General features: G+C 65.6%; 1 protein-coding gene. It reads left to right on the top strand.

Annotated features, from left to right (window positions below; genetic code table 11):
- Positions 1–37: 37 nt before the first annotated feature.
- Positions 38–505 (top strand): Dps family protein, encoded by a 468-nt coding sequence (locus tag QZH66_RS18260; protein ID WP_305807209.1) that lies wholly within the window; start codon positions 38–40, stop codon positions 503–505.
- Positions 506–558 lie beyond the last annotated feature (53 nt).

Raw genomic sequence — 558 nt, forward strand, 5'->3', positions numbered from 1 at the left:
CAAGGCATCCAAGGCATCCAAGACATCGGCGACCAGCATCAACATCGGCATCAGCGAAAAAGACCGCGCTGCCATTGCGCAAGGCCTGTCGCACCTGCTGGCCGACACCTACACGCTGTACCTGACCACGCACAACTTCCACTGGAACGTGACCGGGGCTATGTTCAACACCCTGCACCTGATGTTCATGGGCCAGTACACCGAGCTGTGGAACGCGGTCGACCCGATCGCCGAGCGCATCCGTTCGCTGGGCCATGTGGCGCCGGGCTCGTACGCTGATTTCAGCCGCCTGGCCAGCGTGCCCGACGTGCCCTCGGTGCCGCCCAAGGCGCTGGAGATGGTGCGCATCCTCGTCAAGGGCCACGAGGCCGTGGCGCGCACCGCGCGCGAGCTGTTCCCCGTCGCCGACAAGGCCAGCGACGAGCCCACCTGCGACCTGCTGACCCAGCGCCTGACGGTGCACGAGCAGACGGCGTGGATGCTGCGCTCGCTGCTCGAAGAGTAAAACCTGCCAGGGCGGCGCCGCGTGCTTGCGCGTGGCGCCGTTTTTTCATTTTC

This window comes from Stenotrophomonas sp. YIM B06876 (assembly GCF_030711595.1).
Classification (GTDB): Bacteria; Pseudomonadota; Gammaproteobacteria; order Xanthomonadales; family Xanthomonadaceae; genus Stenotrophomonas.